At 73.7% G+C, this 16,135-nt stretch carries 13 protein-coding genes; 8 read left to right on the top strand and 5 right to left on the bottom strand.

The window, feature by feature from the left end:
• Positions 1-43: 43 nt before the first annotated feature.
• Complete coding sequence (locus MET2598_RS0125610) at positions 44-628, bottom strand: L,D-transpeptidase (protein ID WP_012330374.1); 585 nt, start codon at positions 626-628, stop codon at positions 44-46.
• 192 nt (positions 629-820) lie between these two features.
• Here MET2598_RS0125610 and MET2598_RS0125605 point away from each other — a divergent pair, with 192 nt between their 5' ends.
• The gene (locus tag MET2598_RS0125605) at positions 821-1,750 is read left to right on the top strand and encodes a histone deacetylase family protein (protein ID WP_018262825.1); all 930 of its coding nucleotides are present in this window, start codon (positions 821-823) and stop codon (positions 1,748-1,750) included.
• An 83-nt stretch (positions 1,751-1,833) separates the two neighbouring features.
• On the opposite strand, the gene MET2598_RS0125600 is transcribed toward MET2598_RS0125605, so the two are convergent.
• Positions 1,834-2,766 carry an AEC family transporter gene (locus MET2598_RS0125600; protein WP_012330376.1) on the bottom strand — a complete coding sequence of 311 codons (933 nt, stop codon included), beginning with the start codon at positions 2,764-2,766 and terminating at the stop codon, positions 1,834-1,836.
• Between the two features lie 86 nt (positions 2,767-2,852).
• Between MET2598_RS0125600 and MET2598_RS41570 the strand changes: the two genes are divergently transcribed.
• Entirely contained in the window at positions 2,853-3,143 is a 291-nt protein-coding gene (locus tag MET2598_RS41570; RefSeq protein ID WP_018262824.1) for a hypothetical protein, read from the top strand.
• Between the two features lie 117 nt (positions 3,144-3,260).
• Here the strand turns inward: MET2598_RS41570 and ribB are convergent, their stop codons facing one another.
• Together ribB and aroC are read right to left on the bottom strand one after the other, a co-directional pair.
• Positions 3,261-4,340, bottom strand: coding sequence for a 3,4-dihydroxy-2-butanone-4-phosphate synthase (gene ribB, locus MET2598_RS0125590; RefSeq protein WP_026190945.1), 1,080 nt, complete (start codon positions 4,338-4,340; stop codon positions 3,261-3,263).
• Between the two features lie 268 nt (positions 4,341-4,608).
• Positions 4,609-5,766 carry a chorismate synthase gene (aroC, locus tag MET2598_RS0125585; protein WP_018262822.1) on the bottom strand — a complete coding sequence of 386 codons (1,158 nt, stop codon included), beginning with the start codon at positions 5,764-5,766 and terminating at the stop codon, positions 4,609-4,611.
• Between the two features lie 765 nt (positions 5,767-6,531).
• On the opposite strand from aroC, the gene MET2598_RS0125580 reads away from it, so the two are divergent.
• Complete coding sequence (locus tag MET2598_RS0125580) at positions 6,532-9,759, top strand: Rne/Rng family ribonuclease (RefSeq protein WP_018262821.1); 3,228 nt, start codon at positions 6,532-6,534, stop codon at positions 9,757-9,759.
• Between the two features lie 383 nt (positions 9,760-10,142).
• On the top strand, positions 10,143-11,498 hold the full coding sequence (locus MET2598_RS0125575; protein ID WP_018262820.1) for a methyl-accepting chemotaxis protein: 1,356 nt from the start codon (positions 10,143-10,145) through the stop codon (positions 11,496-11,498).
• A gap of 35 nt (positions 11,499-11,533) precedes the next feature.
• On the opposite strand, the gene MET2598_RS0125570 is transcribed toward MET2598_RS0125575, so the two are convergent.
• Positions 11,534-12,481 carry a LysR family transcriptional regulator gene (locus MET2598_RS0125570; RefSeq protein WP_018262819.1) on the bottom strand — a complete coding sequence of 316 codons (948 nt, stop codon included), beginning with the start codon at positions 12,479-12,481 and terminating at the stop codon, positions 11,534-11,536.
• Between the two features lie 126 nt (positions 12,482-12,607).
• Here MET2598_RS0125570 and MET2598_RS0125565 point away from each other — a divergent pair, with 126 nt between their 5' ends.
• The 4 genes from MET2598_RS0125565 to MET2598_RS0125550 are packed head-to-tail and all read left to right on the top strand — an operon-like array spanning position 12,608 to position 16,131.
• Positions 12,608-13,555 (top strand): ABC transporter substrate-binding protein, encoded by a 948-nt coding sequence (locus MET2598_RS0125565; RefSeq protein ID WP_012330382.1) that lies wholly within the window; start codon positions 12,608-12,610, stop codon positions 13,553-13,555.
• Positions 13,552-14,409: an ABC transporter permease gene (locus MET2598_RS0125560; protein WP_012330383.1), complete on the top strand. Its 858-nt coding sequence runs from the start codon at positions 13,552-13,554 to the stop codon at positions 14,407-14,409. The genes MET2598_RS0125565 and MET2598_RS0125560 overlap by 4 nt, the downstream gene beginning before the upstream one ends.
• Positions 14,410-14,449: 40 nt before the next feature.
• Positions 14,450-15,229, top strand: a complete 780-nt coding sequence (locus tag MET2598_RS0125555; RefSeq protein ID WP_018262818.1) for an ABC transporter ATP-binding protein — start codon at positions 14,450-14,452, stop codon at positions 15,227-15,229.
• Complete coding sequence (locus MET2598_RS0125550) at positions 15,226-16,131, top strand: polysaccharide deacetylase family protein (RefSeq protein WP_012330385.1); 906 nt, start codon at positions 15,226-15,228, stop codon at positions 16,129-16,131. Before MET2598_RS0125555 ends, MET2598_RS0125550 begins: the two co-directional genes overlap by 4 nt.
• Positions 16,132-16,135: the final 4 nt, after the last annotated feature.

Below are 16,135 nucleotides of genomic sequence, written 5' to 3'. Positions count from 1 at the left end.
GCTTGAGCAAGGAGGCAGCGTTGCGAGAATCTTGCGGGCCGGCTCAGCGCACGATGACCTTCGCGTCGGACGCGACGCGGTTGGAGAGGTCGACCACGTCGATGTTGCGCATGCGGATGCAGCCCGAGGAGGCGGCCTGCCCGATCCGCTCCGGCTCGTTGGTGCCGTGGATGCGGTAGAGCGTGTCCCGGGCGCCGTCCGCGAGGTAGAGGGCGCGGGCGCCGAGCGGGTTGGCCGGCCCGCCCTTCATCGGGTGGACGTGCGGCCAGCGCCTGACCATCTCGGCGGGCGGGTTCCAGTCGGGCCACGCCGCCTTGCGGAAGACCCGGGCGGTGCCGGTCCAGCCGTAGGCCTCGTCGCCCACGGTGACGCCGTACCGGATGGCCTTGCGCTCGGGCAGGACGAAGTAGAGCTGGCGCTCCCTCGTCTCGACCACGATGGTGCCGGGGGGCTCGCCGGTCGGGTCGTCGATCAGGTAGCGGGCGAAGCGCGGATCGGTCTCCCCGTCCGGCACCATCGCCATCCAGGCCGCGTCCTGCGCCGAGAGCGTCGGGTCGGGGATGCTCTTGTAGCTGCAGCCCGACAGGAGCGCGGCGGTGAGGACGAGGGCGGGGACGGGGCGGCGCATGGGATCGATCCGGATTTCGGCCAGCCTGTTCGCGTCATGGTTGACCAATGCTTACGATTAGCCCCCCGCTGCTCATCCGCGAAGGCGGCGCCCCGCCCGCCCGCACGATTGACGGCGCGTGTTGCGTCGCGGTCAGCCTCCTGCCACGGTGGAGGGACCAGACAGGGAGGGGCCCCGCGGGCCGAACCAGGCATGACGACCTTGTATCTCTGCCACCCCGCTTCCCTCGACCACGCCACGCCGCACGGTCATCCCGAGCGCGCCGAGCGGATCCGCGCCATCGAGCGCGCGCTCGAGGATGAGCGCTTCTCGGCCCTGGTGCGGGAGCAGGCGCCGCGGGCGGAACTCTCGGTCGCCACGCTCGCGCATCCCGAGGAATACGTGGCGGCGATCGCCGAGGCCTCGCCCCGCGAGGGGCTGGTGGCGATCGATTCCGACACGGTGATGTCGCCGGGCACGCTGGAGGCGGTGCTGCGCTCGCTCGGCGCGGCCGTGCAGGCGGTGGACGAGGTGATGTCCGGCAACGTGGCGAACGCCTTCGCGGCCATGCGGCCCCCGGGCCACCACGCCGAGCGCCGCCGGGCGATGGGCTTCTGCGTCTTCAACCAGGCGGCGGTGGCGGCCCGCCACGCCCGGAAGGCCTACGGGGCCGAGCGCGTCGCCCTCGTCGACTGGGACGTGCACCACGGCAACGGCTCGCAGGACATCTTCTGGCGCGACAAGTCGGTGCTCTACTGCTCGACCCACCAGATGCCGCTCTACCCGGGCACCGGCGCCACCTCGGAGCGGGGCGACCACGACACGATCGTCAACGCGCCCCTGCGCCCGGGCGACGACGGCGAGCGCTTCCGCGAGGCCTTCGAGACGGCGATCCTGCCGCGGATCGACGCCTTTCACCCCGACCTCATCGTGATCTCGGCCGGTTTCGACGCCCATTGGCGCGACCCGCTCGCCAACCTGCAATTGACCGAGGCCGATTTCGCCTGGGCGACGCGGCGGCTGATGGACCTCGCCGACCGGCACGCGGGCGGGCGCGTGGTCTCGGTGCTGGAGGGCGGCTACGACCTCGACGGCCTGTCGCGCTCCGTCGCCGCCCATGTCGAGGCGCTGATGGGGCGCTGAGCCGCCCTCGCCGGAGCGCTCACCGGTCCGGCGGCGGGAGCGATGCGGGACCGACGATCTCGGCCGAAGCGCCCCGTGCCAGCCTAGAAGCCCACGAGCCCGAGCAGGCCGAGCAGCACGAGCGGGATCGCGGCCCCGGCCAGGACCGTCTGGGCGGCCGTGATCCCGGCCATCAGGGGAGCGTCGCCGCCGAGCTGGCGGGCCAGGATGTAGGACGAGGAGGCGGTCGGGAGCGCCTGGAACAGCAGGGCGGTCGCCGCCGCGCTGCCCTGCAGGCCCGTGATCCGGCAGGCCATCAGGGTCGCGGCCGGCATCAGCACGAACTTCGCCGCCGAGGCGACCAGCACCGGCCGCAGCCAGGCGCGGGCCGCCGAGAGGTCGAGGGCCGCCCCGACGCAGAGCAGGCCGAGCGGCAGCGAGGCCTGGCCGAGGCTGCGCAGCAGCGCGTCGAGGCCGGGCGGCAGGCCGAGTCCCGTGGCCTGCAGGGCGATGCCGATCAGGCAGGCCGCGAGCAGCGGGTTGAGGGCGAGCTGGCGGGCGAGCGCGAGCGGCCGCGGGCGCCCGCCGGCGCCGAAGCGCGCGAAGACGAGCACGCAGAGCACGTTCACGGTCGGCACGATCGCCGCGTTGGCGACCGCCGCGAGCGCGACGCCCTGCGCGCCGAACAGGCCCGCCGCGGCCGAGACGCCCACGTAGTTGTTGAAGCGCACGCCGCCCTGGAAGACGGAGGTGAAGGCGGCGCCGCTGCCGCCGAGGAGGGGCCGCAGGGCCACGAGCAGGGCCGCCACCGCCAGGGTCGAGGCGACCAGCACGGCCGCGAGGCCCGCCACCGGCACGCCGTCGAGCCGCGCCGTCGCGAGCCCGTGCACGAACAGGGCCGGCAGCAGCAGGTAGTAGCCCAGGCGCTCGGCCTGCGGCCAGAAGCTCTCGGCCAGGAAGCCGGTCCGGCGCAGGCCGGCGCCGAGCCCGATCAGGAGTGCGATGGGGAGGAGTGCGAGGAGGACGGTGCCGATCATGCGGCGACCATAGGGACCTCGCCGCTTGAGGAAAAACGCGAAGATCTCGTCCTGCCCTCGAGCCGCGCTCAAGGGTTGGGCGGGCCGTGCGCCTGCGCGGCCGCCCGCACCGCCTCCGCGAGGGCGCCGGCGAGGCGCTGGGCCGGGCGCTCCTCCCGCTCCAGCAGCACCACGGCCCGGCGCCGCTGCGGCTCGCCGAAGGGCAGGCAGGTCAGCGGCGGCAGGGCGCGGCGGATGACGGGAAGATCCTCCAGGATGCGCCGCGCGCCTCCGGGCCCGGCGGGCGCGGGCGGACCGGCTCGGTGGTGACGACCGCGCCGCGGTCCCCGGTATCGACCCGCGCGGCGCGCGCCGCGGACCGGCCCGAGAGCACCTGACCCCCGAGACCACCTGACCCCCGAGACCACCTGACCCCCGAGACCACCTGACCCCCGAGACCACCTGACCCCGCGGATGCGCGTGGCGCAGCCGCGCGAGGGCATCGGCCCCGGCCGCTATTCCAGCGGCTCGTCCCCGAGGAGTTCGATCCCGAAGCCGGAGAGGCCGACATACGAGCGCGAGGCGGTGGCGAGGTTGCGGATCGACACCACCCCGAGGTCGCGCAGGATCTGCGCGCCGAGCCCGATCTCGCGCCACTGGCGCACCCGGGCCGCCTCGGCCTCGGTCTGCTCCTCGCGGAACGTGGTCGGCGGCACGCCCGCGGTGCCGTCGCGCAGGTAGACGAGGACGCCCCGCCCCTCCTGGGCGAAGCGGCGCATCACGCAGGCGATCGCCCGGCCGCCCTCGATCACGTCCGCCACCACGTTGGAGCGGTGCAGGCGCACCAGCGTGTCCCGCCCGTCGCCGATGCGGCCGTGCACGAAGGCGAATTGCTGCATCGGGTCGAAGGGCGTGGTGTAGGCGTAGCCGGTGAGCGTGCCCCACTCGGTCTTGACCGGGAAGGTGCCGACCCGCTCGACCAGCTTCTCGCGGGCCTGCCGGTAGGCGATGAGGTCGGCCACCGAGATCCGGCGCAGGCCGTGCGCCTCCGCGAAGGCCTCGATCTGCGGCCCCTTCATGACGGTGCCGTCGTCGTTGGCGAGTTCGCAGATCACCCCGACCGGCGGCAGCTTGGCGAGGCGGCAGAGGTCGACCGCCGCCTCCGTGTGCCCGGAGCGCATCAGCACGCCGCCGTCGCGGGCGATCAGCGGGAAGACGTGGCCGGGCCGCACGAAATCCGCCGCGCCCATGTTGCCGTTGGCGAGCGCCCGCACGGTGTTGCAGCGCTGCTCGGCCGAGATGCCGGTGGTGAGCCCGTGCTTGACGTCGACCGTCACCGTGAAGGCGGTGCCGAGGGGCGCGTCGTTCGAGGCCACCATCGGCTCGAGCCGCAGGCGCTTGGCCTCCGGCCCGGTGATCGGCGCGCAGACGATGCCGCAGGTGTTGCGGATGATGAAGGCCATCTTCTCCGGCGTGCAGAGGGAGGCCGCGACGACGAGGTCGCCCTCGTTCTCGCGGTCGTCGTCGTCCGTGACGACCACGATCTCGCCGCGGACGAAGGCCTCGATGGTCTCGACGACGGAAGCGTGGGGCATGGGCATCTCCTGCCGCGGGGGGCTCAGGCCCAGGAAGTCGTTCGGGGTGACGGCGCCGCCTGTCTCGCGGGCCACGAGCGCCGCCGTCTCGCGCGACAGCCAGGCGCCGGGATTGTTGCACAGGCCCGTCACCGCCGCGGGAGAGAGCCCGCAGCGGCGCGCGAAGGTGGTGCGGGACACGCCCTGCTGCCGAAGCCAGTCGCCGAGTTTCACGGGCCGCACCATAGCGGGCCGGTGTTTTCAGCGAAACTGAAATCTGCCGGGCGTTTCAGCCTGGCTGAAATCCGCCCGGGCCGCCGGGATGGGTGCCGGCGGGATCAGCGCCGGCGGGATGAGCGCCGACTTGTCCCCGGTGGCGCAGGACGTGGTCGGCCAGCACGCAGGCCATCATGGCCTCCCCGACCGGCACCGCCCGGATGCCGACGCAGGGATCATGGCGGCCCCGGGTGAGCACATCGGTCGGGCGGTTGTCGCGGGTGACGCTGGCGCGGGGCGTGAGGATCGAGGAGGTCGGCTTGACCGCGAAGCGGCAGACGACGGCCTGGCCGGTCGAGATGCCGCCCAGGATTCCGCCCGCGTGGTTGGCGAGGAAGCTCGGCGCGCCGCCGTGGCCCGGGCGCATCTCGTCGGCGTTCTCCTCCCCGCGCAGGGCGGCGGCCGCGAAGCCGTCGCCGATCTCCACGCCCTTGACGGCGTTGATCGACATCATGGCGGCGGCGAGGTCCGCGTCGAGCTTGCCGTAGACTGGGGCGCCGAGCCCCGGCGGCACGCCCTCCGCCACCACCTCGATCACGGCGCCGAGCGAGGAGCCGTCCTTGCGCACCCCGTCCAGGACCTCGGCCCAGCGCGCGGCGGCCTCGGCGTCGGGGCAGAAGAACGGGTTGTTGCCGACCTCGGCCCAGTCGAAGCGGGCGCGGTCGATGGCGTGCGGCCCCATCTGCACCAGCGCCCCGCGAATGGTCACGCCCGGCAGCACCTTGCGGGCGATGGCGCCGGCCGCCACCCGGGCGGCGGTCTCCCGGGCCGAGGAGCGCCCGCCGCCCCGGTAGTCGCGGATGCCGTACTTGGCCTCGTAGGTGTAGTCGGCGTGGCCGGGCCGGTAGGTGTCGCGGATGTCGGAATAATCCTTCGAGCGCTGGTCGACGTTCTCGATCATCAGCGCGATCGGCGTGCCGGTGGTGAGCTGGCGCCCGCCGGTGCGGTCGTCCGCGAAGACGCCCGAGAGGATGCGCACCGCGTCGGGCTCGCGCCGCTGCGTCGTGAAGCGCGACTGGCCGGGCCGGCGGCGGTCGAGTTCCGCCTGGATCTCGGCGGCGTCGAGCGGGATCAGCGGCGGGCAGCCGTCCACGACGCAGCCGAGGGCCGGGCCGTGGCTCTCGCCGAAGGTCGTGACGCGGAAGAGGTGGCCGAAGCTGTTGTGCGACATGGTGGAGGGGGTCTAGCGCGGGACGCGGGCGGGGACAAATGCTCCGGCGCGCCCGAGGCCGGACGCCGTCGCGGCGGGGCCCTGCCGGGGCCGGGCCCCGCCGGACTCGGCCCGCCCGCCGCTCGTATCTTCCCCCTGGTCACGGGCCGGGGAGACCCGGCGCCGGACGGGCCGGGCGCCGCTCCGCCCGGTCTCGGCCGCGCTCCGCGCCGTTTCCCTGCGACGATCCGGCTTGCCAATCCGGTCGAAGCCTCTGTATTGGTATTGACCCCCGCCCGCCGCCGGCTCCCGTCGCGGCCAGCGGACCTGTCCGGCCTCCGCGGGGAGGCCGGGTCCAGGCCCATCGCCGGCCCGCCGTCAGACGGATCAGCCCCAGAGCCGGGCAGGAGTCGCTTTCGCGACGGTGACGCGCTTCATGGAGCGGCGTCGCCGCCAGTTCATCGCCGGCCGGCCTCCCCGCGAGCGTCGGCCCGTCGTTTCGAGAGGTCGGTGGGAGTATGCGCGGACGCACAGCTTCGGGTTCCGTCGCTGCCGTTCCGAGCGCGCGCATCCGGCGTCGCGCCCTTCCGCGCCCCCTGCCCCCGACCGTGGTCAACCCCCCGCGCGCGAGACCGCGCGCAGCGGCGATTGACGGCAAACCCAGCACGAAATCAGCCGCCGCGATCGCAGGATCGCGGCCCATGAGAGCCTTCCGGAGGCCGGCGTCACCGCCGGGCCGGCTCGGTCGAGCTTTGCTGCCGTCACTCGCCATGCCGAAAGTTCGTCATGGCCAACAAGATGCTCATCGATGCCTCCCACCCGGAAGAGACCCGGGTGGTGACGGTCAAGGGTTCGAAGGTCGAGGAATTCGACTTCGAGGCCGCTAACCGCCGCCAGCTGCGCGGCAACATCTACCTCGCCAAGGTCACGCGGGTCGAACCGTCGCTGCAGGCCGCCTTCGTGGAATATGGCGGCAACCGGCACGGCTTCCTCGCCTTCAGCGAGATCCACCCGGACTATTACCAGATCCCGGTCGCGGACCGGCTCGCCCTCCTGGAGGAGGACGCCCGGGCCGAGCGCGAGCAGGAGGAGCGCCCCGAGCGCAACGAGCGCGCCTCCGACGACCGCCGCCGCCGGCGCCGGCGCGGCCGGCGCGCCGAGGCCGCCTCGGCCAAGGCCGATCCGGTGGTGAGCGCCCCGGCCGAGGGTCTGGAGGTCGAGGGTCTGGAGGTCGAGGGCGGCGAGGATCCCGCCGCCGAGACCGCCTCGGCGCCCGCCGGAGAGGCGCGCGGGGAGCCGGTCGCCGAGGCCGCGCCCGGCGACGCGGCCCCCGGGAGCGAGGGCGCCGCGGCGGCCCCGGAGGCGCCGGAACCCGCGCCGGCCGAGCCCGCTGCCGTGACGGCGGACGCGCCCGCGGCGGCCGACCAGGCCGCCGCGCCGACGGCCACTTCGGCGGCCGACCAGGCCGCCGCGCCGACGGCCACTTCGGCGGCCGACCAGGCCGCCGCGCCGACGGCCACTTCGGCGGCCGACCAGGCCGCCGCGCCGGCGGCCGAGGTCGCGCCGGAGCCCGACGCCGCCCCGGCGGCCGAGGCCGCGCCCCCGGCCGAGACGCTCGCGGCGATCGACACTGCCCCGACCGACCAGGCCGCCGAGGCCGCGCCGGAAACCGCGGCCGAAACGGCCCCGGGATCGGACGACGCGACGGACGCCGAAGCGGACGAGGATGAGGACGAGGACGACGCGGACGAGCACGACGAGGAGGCGGACGAGGCGCATGCCGAGGCCGCCCACGCGGACGAGCACGATTCCGAGGACGAGGACGAGGACGACGAAGGGGACGACGAGGACGGCGAGGACGAGGGCGAGGGCGACGAGGAGGAGCCGGTGGTCGAGCAGGTCGGCGGCCGCGGCGACGCGCTCGCCGAGATCCCCGACCGGCCCCGCGCGCCCCGCCGCCACTACAAGATCCAGGAGGTCATCAAGCGCCGGCAGGTGATCCTGGTGCAGGTCGTCAAGGAGGAGCGCGGCAACAAGGGCGCGGCGCTCACCACCTACCTGTCGCTGGCCGGCCGCTACTCGGTGCTGATGCCCAATACCGGCCGGGGCGGGGGCATCTCGCGCAAGATCACGAGCGCGGCCGACCGCAAGCGCCTGAAGGAGATCGCGGCCGACCTGGAGGTGCCGGACGGGATGGGCGTCATCCTGCGCACCGCCGGCGCCTCGCGCACCAAGCCCGAGATCAAGCGCGACTTCGAGTACCTGATGCGGCTGTGGGAGAGCGTGCGCGAGCTGACGCTCTCGTCCTCGGCGCCCGCCCTCGTCTACGAGGAGGGGTCGCTGATCAAGCGCGCCATCCGCGACCTCTACAACAAGGACATCGACGAGGTTCTGGTCGCGGGCGACGACGCCTATCGCGAGGCCAAGGACTTCATGCGCATGCTGATGCCGAGCCAGTCCAAGGTCGTGAAGCCCTATCGCGACCCGACGCCGCTCTTCGCCCGCTACGGCGTCGAGCAGCAGCTCGACGCGATGTTCTCGAACCACGTCGCGCTGCGCTCGGGCGGCTACCTCGTCATCAACCCGACCGAGGCCCTCGTCTCGATCGACGTGAATTCGGGCCGGGCCACCCGCGAGCACGACATCGAGGACACCGCGCTCAAGACGAACCTGGAGGCCGCCGAGGAGGTGGCGCGCCAGCTCCGCCTGCGCGACCTCGCCGGGCTGATCGTCATCGACTTCATCGACATGGAGGAGAAGCGCAACAACCGGGCGGTCGAGCGCAAGCTGAACGAGTGCCTGAAGGACGACCGCGCCCGCATCCAGGTCGGGCGGATCTCGCCCTTCGGCCTGCTGGAGATGTCGCGCCAGCGCATCCGCACCGGCGTGCTCGAATCCTCCTCGGTGCCGTGCCCGCATTGCGGCGGCTCGGGCTTCGTGCGCGCCACCTCGTCGGTCGCCCTGCAGATCCTGCGGGCGATCGAGGAGGCGCTGATCAAGTCGAGCAGCCACAACCTGATCCTGCGCACCCGCACGGACGTGGCGCTCTACATCCTCAACCAGAAGCGCGGGCACCTGCGCGAACTCGAGACGCGCTTCGGCGTGTCGATCACGGTGTCGGCCGACGAGCGCCTGCCGCCGACCTCGGCCTTCCACCTCGACCGGGGCGAGCCCGCGCAGCCGCCGGAGCCCCGCCTCCCGGTCACCAGCATCCGGGCGGAGGCGGTGCAGCCGCCGCCCCTGGAGGAGGAGGACGAGGAGGAGGACGAGACGCTCGAGCAGGCCGAGGGCGCCGCCGAGGAGGCCGGCGAGGCCGGGGGTGCGGGCACCGAGGACGAGGGCGGCGGCCGCCGTCGCCGCCGGCGCCGGCGGCGGCGCGGGCGCGGCGAGGGCCGCCCCGGCGAGATCGAGGGCGAGACCGAGATCGCCGGGCAGGAGGCTGTCGGGGACGAGGCCGCCGGGGAGGAGGCCGCCGGGGAGGAGACGGGCCTGCCCGCCGCCGGGCCCGAGGGTGACGAGGAGCCGGGCGAGGGCCCGGTCACGATCCCGATCACCGAGGGCGGCGAGGCCGTGATCGCCCGCGAGGGCGACGAGGGCGGCGGTCGCCGCCGCCGGCGCGGGCGCCGCGGCGGGCGCAGCCGCGACCGCCACGAGGAGGCGGAGGTCGGCCATATCGGCGACGAGGTCGTCGTCGGGGCGAGCGAGACCGCCGAGGCGGATCCCGCCGGCACCCTGGCGCAGGATGCGCTGGCCGAGGAGATCGTCGCGGTGGGCGAGATCAGCGGCCCCTCGCCCGAGGCGGTGGCCCCGGCGAGCCCCGCCGAGATGCCCGACCTCACCGCCACCGAGCGCGAGGCGGTCAGGGCCGACGCCATCCAGGCGCCCGAGCCCGAGCAGGCGCCCGCCGCGCCGGAGCCCGAGCCGGTCGCCGTGGTGCTGACGCCGCCCGACCCGGACCGGCCGAAGCGGGCCGGCTGGTGGTCGCGCACGAAGGCCGCGATCGGGGGCGAGTGAGGGCCGGCGCCGCCGGCATCGGGGAGCGATCGGGGCCCGGTCTCGCCGCGAGACCGGGCCTCCTCGTTTCGAGGCCGGCCCGGACCGGCCTCGCGGGGTCCGGGCCGCGGCCGGATCGGCCGCTTCCTTTCGGAAGCACACGCCGATTCCCGTCGGAGTTGCGCTCTCCGCCGACTCGGCTCGACGCGCGCTCCAGGACATCGCAAGTTGAGTGTGTTTCCGGGTGATATTGTCCCATAGTGGACAGCGAAGCCGCCCGGTCGTCGTCGTGATTGGTATTTGTTTATGATGGCCGCACCTGTCGCGGGGGGAGCGGGACGTTATTAACGGTCCGTCAACTGACTTGCACGATAAAGGAGAAATCCAACCGCGAGCACCGCTTGATGTTCCGCTCCCTGCGCCCCTCCCGCACTGCACCCGTGGCCACGATCGAGACCGCCGCGGCGGCTGAGGACCGGATCGCCGACCTGCTCGACCAAGCGATCGCCTCGGGCCAGATGACCGGCCTCGGCGGGAGGATCGGCGCGGCGCTCGCCCAGCTGGTCGCGCGCAGCCGGCGCAGCGCCGGCACCGATCTCGGGCTCAGCGCCCGCGTCTCGGCGGAAGCCTCCGAGGCCGGCACCATCCTGGTCTGGATGACGCACGACGCGTCCGAGATGGCGGCGCAGACCCGCTCGATGGCGTCGGCGGTCGAGGAGGTGGCGGCCTCCACGCGGGAATTGTGGAGCCGCTCGCAGGGCAGCGCCCAGCTCGCCGAGCAGGCGCGCGCGGGCATCGTCGGCTGCGCCTCCGACATGCAGGAGGCGACCCGCACCATGGAGGTGATCGAGGCGGGCGCCGTGCAGATGGAGCAGAGGCTGCGGGGCTTCGAATCCGCGGCCCAGCAGATCCAGGAGATCGCGGGCGCCATCGAGGCGATCTCGAGCCAGACCAACCTGCTCGCCCTGAACGCGACGATCGAGGCGGCGCGGGCCGGCGAGGCCGGCAAGGGCTTCGCGGTGGTCGCCGCCGAGGTGAAGCAGCTCTCCGGCCAGACCGCGCGGGCGACCGACCAGATCCGCACGCGCCTCGCCGCCCTGCTGCAGGAACTCGCCGCCATGCAGGGCGCGGTGTCGGAGAGCCGTCAGGCGGTCGCGACCGGGACCGCCGCCGTGGGGCGCGTCGGCGCGCGGATCGTGGAGGAGGGCCAGACGGTGGCCCATTCCGCCGAGGGCATCCGGGCGCTCGCCGACGTGCTCGGGCAGCAGCAGGCCGCCACGCAGGAAATCTCCGCGGGCGTGCAGCAGGTCGCCGCCAAGACCGAGAAGACCCGCCAGGAGATCGACGGGCTGATGAGCCAGCTCGCCCGGGCCGAAACGCTCGCGATCGAGACGCTGGACGGGGCCGCCGGCCGCGACATCGCGGGCTTCGGCTTCGTGCGCCTGCCCGCCGACCTCGCCGCCTGGAAGCGGCGCCTCGCCCTGGTGCTGATCGGCGCCCGCCCGGCGCGGCCCGAGGAGGCGGTCCTCGGCGCCGTCGACGTGCCGGCGCAGTGCGGGCTCCTCAAGGCCGACCCGGCCTATGCGGGGCTGCCCTTCGAGGCGATCCTGGCCTGCTCCAACGAGGCCCGCCGCCACGCCGCCGAGGTGGTCGAGGGGGTCAGCGCCCAGAACTGGGACAAGGCGACGCCGGCCTTCCAGGCCTTCGAGCGCACGGTGCGCGCGCTCGCGGATCACTGCCGGGCCGTCCTGCAGCGCTGACCCGCGGCAGGCGCGGCCGGCGGGATGCGGGCCGCTCAGGCCGGCGCGGGCCGGGGCGCTGCCGGCCCGGCCGGGTCGCCCGCCTCGGCCGCCCCGTAGCGACGGTTGAGGCTGCTGGCGAGCTGGTCGGCGAACTTCGCCGCCGCCACCGGCAGCATGCGGCCGCGGAACTGCCCGAGGATCATCGCCATCGTGTCGAGGTCCCGGGCGTCGATCGGCCGGGCGCAGAGGCGCGGGTCGCGCGGGATCCCGCTCGGGACCTGGAAGCTTACCACCTCCTCCCGCAGCACCAATTCGCGCAGGAATTCGAGCGAGCCCGATTCCATCGCGGGGGGCGGGGCGCCAGTCCGGGCGAGCGCCCGGTCGAGGTGATGGCGCAGCGCCAGGGAGCGGTCCGGCAGGGCGAGCGGGTGGGCGAGGCAGTCGCGCAGCCGCACCGGCCCCGCCTCCCGGGCCAGCGCGTGCCCGGCGCGCATCATGGCGCAGACCGGCTGGCGGCAGGCGAACAGCACCTGGAGATCCGACGAGGGCGGCGGCTGCAGCACCAGGGCGAGGTCCGCCTCGAAGGCGGCGAGGGCCGCCACCGCCTGGACGTGGTCGCGCACCTGGACCGTGAAGGTCACCTGCGGAAAGTGCCCCCGGTAGAGCTCCACCTCCTCCGGCACGACCTGGTTGACGAAGGCTTGGCTGCAGGCGAGCGCGACGTGGCCGCGCCGCACCCCCGAGAGGTCGGCGATCTGGGAGCGCACCCGCTCCATGTCGGCGAGCTGGTCGCGGATGTGGCGCACCAGCAGCTCGCCCGCCGCGTTGAGCCGCATGCCCTGGGCCAGCCGCTCGAAGATCGGGGTGCCGAGTTCGTATTCGAGTTCCTGCACCTGCCGGGTCAGGGCCGAGGGCGCGATGTGCAGCACCTCGGCGGCGCGCCGGATCGAGCCGCTGCGCGCGATCTCCGCCACGTAGGACAGGCTGCGCAGGTGCTTCATCGCCGTCCGAGCTCCACGGGCCCCATGGTGTTGCCGATAGCGCAACGGGTCAATCGAAAACCAGCACTCGCTCGCAACACCCGCGCGGAATAGCCTGGCCGCGTCTCAGGTTACCGGAATGCCGCCATGATCCGCCGCCGTGACCTTCTGACCGGCCTCGCCGCCGGCCTGGTGCTCAGCCCCCTGCCCCTGCGCGCGCAGGCCCCGACCGTGATCCGCATGGGCTCGCTCAAGCTCATCCACTCGATCGCGCCCCACTTCTACGACCAGTTCACGCCGGCGGGCGTGCGGGTCGAGGTGGTACCCTTCGAGAGCCCGACCGAGTGCAAGAACGCCGTCGTCACCAAGTCGGTGGATTTCGGCATGTTCGGCATCGCGGCGGCCACGCTCGGCGCCGCCGCGGGCGAGCCCCTCGTGGTGATCGCCTCCGCCTGCAACCGCGGCATGGCGATCATCGCGAGGAAGGAATCGGGCATCGCCGGCCTCAAGGACCTCCGGGGCAAGCGGGTCGCGATCTGGCCGGGCTCGACGCAGGAGGTCTTCGTCCTGGAGCGCCTGCGCATGGAGGGCATGAGCGTGAAGGACATCACGCCCGTGCGGGTCTCGTTCAGCGAGATGCACATCGCGCTCGCGCGGGGCGACGTGGACGCCTACGTGGGCGCCGAGCCGGGCCCGGGCGTCAGCCTCTCGACGGGGATCGGCAGCCTGGTCGAGTATCCCTACGGCACCGAGATGGGCGCCCTCAACATGGTGTTCGGGGCCCACCGCGACACGCTGGCGGAGAAGCCCGACCTCGTGCGCACCATGCTCGACATCCACCGCAAGGGCACCGAATACGCCGCCAAGAACCGCGACGCCATGGTGGCGATGGCGGTGGCGAAGCTCGGCCAGAAGCGCGAGGCGATCGAGATCTCGGCCCCGAACGTCGAACTGACCTGGCAGCTCGGCGAGACCGAGGTGAAGCAGGCCCGGGCCTACGCCGAGCACATGCTGGTCCTGAAGCAGATCAAGCGCCTGCCCGATTTCGCGAGCTTCATCGACACCCGCTTCGTCAGCGCGATGAGGGCCGCGTGAGCGCCGCCGACCTGACGCAGGCGCCGCCCGCCGCGGCGGGCGAGGCGCCGGTCGTCCCGCGGCGGGCGCCCGGCCTCGCGCGGCTGCGCGAGCCGCTCCTCGCCCTCGCCTTCCCGCTGGCGCTCGGCGCGGTCTGGCACCTCGCCACGGTCGGCCGGCCCTACAGCCTGATCCCGCCGCCGGGCGAGGTCTGGACGGAGCTGCGCGACCTCGCGGTCGGCGGCGTCAACGACGACGCCTTCAGCGGCACGCTCCTCACCCACCTCGCCGCCTCGGTGAGCCGGGTCCTCGGCGGCTTCGGCCTCGCGGTGCTGGCCGCCCTGCCGCTCGGCCTGCTCATCGGCCGGGTGCCCCTGGTGCGCCAGCTCCTCGACCCGACCTTCCAGATCCTGCGGCCGGTGCCGGTCACCGCGTGGCTGCCGCTCGCCATGATCCTGTTCGGCCTCGGTCCGCGCTCGGCCTGCTTCCTGGTCTTCCTCGGCGCCTTCTACCCGATCCTGGTCAACACGGTGTTCGGGGTGCGCTCGGTGGAGCCGCGGCTGTTCGAGGCCGCCGCCATGCTGGGCTGCCGCGGCTCGGCGCAGTTCACCCAGGTGGTGCTGCCGGCCGCCCTGCCGTCGATCTTCACCGGCCTCAGGCTCGGCCTCGGCTTCGCCTGGGTGGTGATCGTGGTCGGCGAGATGACCGGCGTGCCGACCGGCCTCGGCGCCATGATCATGGAGGCGCGCCAGCTCTCCCGCACCGAGATCGTGATCTGCGGCATGGTGGTGATCGGGGTGGCGGGATTCGTCTCCGACCGGATCGTCACCCTGATCGGCCGCCGCCTCCTCGCCTGGAGCCCGACCCATGGCTGACCGAATCAATGGCTGACCGAACCAATGGCTGACCGAACCAATGGCTGACCCGACCCTCCCAATCCTCGACATCCGCGGCGTCTCGAAGAGCTTCACGACCCAGGGACGGCGGGTCGAGGCGCTCCGGGGCGCGAACCTCACGGTGCGGCGCGGCGAGTTCATCTGCCTGCTGGGCGCCTCGGGCTGCGGCAAGTCCACCCTGCTGCGGATCGTGGCGGGTTTCGAGGCCGCCAGCGAGGGCGAGGCCCTGATGTGGGGCAAGCCCATCGCCGGGCCGGATCCGAGCCGCGGCATGGTGTTCCAGGATTACGGCCTCTTCCCCTGGCTGACCGTGCGCGAGAATATCGGCTTCGGGCCGAAATCCCGTGGCCGGCCCGCCGCGGAGGTGCGCGAGACCGCAGCCCGCTACATCGAGGTGGTCGGCCTGCAGCGCTTCGCCGACGCCTATCCGCACCAGCTCTCGGGCGGCATGAAGCAGCGCGTGGCGATCGCCCGCGTCCTCGCCAACGACGCCGAGATCGTGCTGATGGACGAGCCCTTCGGGGCGCTCGACGCCATGACCCGCGAGCGGCTGCAGGACGAACTCCTCGACCTGTGGAGCCGCACCGGCCTGACCGTGCTGTTCGTGACCCACGCCATCGAGGAGGCGGTCTTCCTCGCCGACCGGGTGGTGATGATGTCGCCGGGCCCCGGCCGCATCGAGACGGTGCACGAGATCGCGCTGCCGCGCCGCCGGGACGTGTCGAGCCCCGCCTTCAACGACGTGCGCCGGATGCTGGCGGGCCAGCTCCACAGCCACCACGCCCGCAGGGCCGCGTGAGCGCGGATCCCCGCCGCCCGGAGCGCCGGCTCGCCTACCGGGCGGCGGTCGACCGGCCGCGCCTCGTCCTGCCCGGGGAGAAGCGCGTCGTCGTCTGGCCCGTGGTCAACGTCGAGCACTGGCTCATCGACAACCCCATGCCCCGGCAGGTGCTGGTGGCGCCGACCGCGGCGGCGCTGCTGCCCGACCTGCCGAACTGGGCCTGGCACGAATACGGGATGCGGGTCGGGTTCTGGCGCTTCCTCGACGCGTTCGCGCGCCGTGGCATCCGCCCGACCCTGTCGATCAACGGCTCGGTCTGCGAGGCTTATCCGCGCGTCGCGGCGGCTTCCCGCGACGCCGGCTGGGAGTTCATGGGCCACGGCTTCCACCAAGTGCCGACGCAGCGGGTCGAGGACGAGCCCGCCATGATCGCCCGCACGGTCGAGGCGATCGCCCGCTTCGCCGGCGGCCCGCCGCTGGGCTGGCTCGGCCCCGGCCTGACCGAGACCCTGGACACGCCCGACCACCTCGCGGCGGCGGGCATCCGCTACGTCGGCGACTGGCCGATGGACGACCGGCCCTGCCGCCTGCGCACCCGCCACGGCCCCCTCGTCACCCTGCCCTACTCGGTCGAGCTGAACGACATCCCGGTCCTGGCGATCCAGCACCACGGGGCCGAGGAGTTCCTCGCGCGGGCCCTCGCGCAGGTCGAGCGGCTCGCGGCCGAGGCCGCGAGCGCGGGGCCGCTCGGGGGCGCCAAGGTGATGGGCTTCGCGATCCACCCCTACATCACCGGCGTGCCCCACCGGATCGCCGTGGTGGAGCGGCTCCTCGACGCCCTCGCGGCCCGATCGGACGTGCTGTTCTGGCAGGGCCGGGATATTCTCGACTGGTATCTCGGGACGGGGGACGATGCCTGACGCC

It is taken from the genome of Methylobacterium sp. WSM2598 (assembly GCF_000379105.1).
Lineage (GTDB): Bacteria > Pseudomonadota > Alphaproteobacteria > Rhizobiales > Beijerinckiaceae > Methylobacterium.
Note: the sequence above shows the minus strand (reverse complement) of the source record. Positions and strands in the feature narration are given on the sequence as shown.

Excerpts from the sequence above, each read along its gene's own strand:
- MET2598_RS0125575 (WP_018262820.1), top strand. The coding sequence starts at position 10,143 with ATGTTCCGCTCCCTGCGCCCCTCCCGCACTGCACCCGTGGCCACGATC.
- aroC (WP_018262822.1), bottom strand. The coding sequence starts at position 5,766 with ATGTCGCACAACAGCTTCGGCCACCTCTTCCGCGTCACGACCTTCGGC.
- MET2598_RS0125580 (WP_018262821.1), top strand. The coding sequence starts at position 6,532 with ATGGCCAACAAGATGCTCATCGATGCCTCCCACCCGGAAGAGACCCGG.
- MET2598_RS0125570 (WP_018262819.1), bottom strand. The coding sequence starts at position 12,481 with ATGAAGCACCTGCGCAGCCTGTCCTACGTGGCGGAGATCGCGCGCAGC.
- MET2598_RS0125600 (WP_012330376.1), bottom strand. The coding sequence starts at position 2,766 with ATGATCGGCACCGTCCTCCTCGCACTCCTCCCCATCGCACTCCTGATC.
- MET2598_RS0125605 (WP_018262825.1), top strand. The coding sequence starts at position 821 with ATGACGACCTTGTATCTCTGCCACCCCGCTTCCCTCGACCACGCCACG.
- MET2598_RS0125555 (WP_018262818.1), top strand. The coding sequence starts at position 14,450 with ATGGCTGACCCGACCCTCCCAATCCTCGACATCCGCGGCGTCTCGAAG.
- MET2598_RS0125565 (WP_012330382.1), top strand. The coding sequence starts at position 12,608 with ATGATCCGCCGCCGTGACCTTCTGACCGGCCTCGCCGCCGGCCTGGTG.
- ribB (WP_026190945.1), bottom strand. The coding sequence starts at position 4,340 with ATGCCCCACGCTTCCGTCGTCGAGACCATCGAGGCCTTCGTCCGCGGC.
- MET2598_RS0125610 (WP_012330374.1), bottom strand. The coding sequence starts at position 628 with ATGCGCCGCCCCGTCCCCGCCCTCGTCCTCACCGCCGCGCTCCTGTCG.